This is a genomic window from Schumannella sp. 10F1B-5-1 (assembly GCF_006517535.1).
Lineage (GTDB): Bacteria > Actinomycetota > Actinomycetes > Actinomycetales > Microbacteriaceae > Schumannella.
The window spans coordinates 1-222 of the sequence record NZ_VHQH01000139.1 but is presented as its reverse complement, the minus strand read 5'-3'; the positions used below and the strand labels follow the sequence as shown (position 1 = coordinate 222).

Here is a 222-nt window from a genome sequence, read left to right as displayed (position 1 = left end):
CCTCGTCTACCGTGAGAGCCTCTCGGCGGTCCGCATCTCGGGCGGGGTGGCGGGCAACGTCATCCCCGACGAGTGCACGGTGCACGTGAACTACCGCTTCGCGCCGAGCCGCAGCGGCGCCGAGGCCCTCGCCCACCTCGAGCAGCTGTTCGCGGGGCTGCCGGTCGAGATCGTCGTCGCCGACCTCGCCGAGGGCGCACGCCCCGGGCTCGACGCGCCCCT

The 222-nt window shown here is 74.3% G+C and carries 1 protein-coding gene; it reads left to right on the top strand.

Annotated elements, in window-relative coordinates; all coding sequences use genetic code 11:
* On the top strand, positions 1-222 hold a 222-nt coding region (locus FJ658_RS15220), incomplete at both ends, for a peptidase dimerization domain-containing protein (protein ID WP_181408503.1).